General features: G+C 61.3%; 1 protein-coding gene. It reads left to right on the plus strand.

Going from position 1 to position 238, the window contains the following annotated elements:
• Nucleotides 1-10: 10 nt before the first annotated feature.
• A partial coding sequence (locus Q4563_RS23880; RefSeq protein ID WP_442903867.1) for a TSUP family transporter occupies nt 11-238 on the plus strand: 228 nt, incomplete at its 3' end.

Genomic DNA, 238 nt, shown 5'->3' on the forward strand with positions numbered 1-238 from the left:
GCCATTTCCGTTGGCGCTGGCAACACACAAGGTGGCGACGGTGGCTTTGGGAGTGGGCGCAACAGGGCGGCATCTCAGGGAAGGCCATTTGCAGCCCTGGCTGCTGGCGTTGATTGTACTGGCCGGAGTGCCAGGGGTGGTGGGCGGTGCGCTGTTTATTCTCGGGATTGCCGATCGCCCGGCGGAAATTGCCCTGGGGGTATTGATGCTGGCGCTGTCGATCTATTCGATGTTCAAG

The organism is Gilvimarinus sp. 1_MG-2023, from assembly GCF_030548285.1.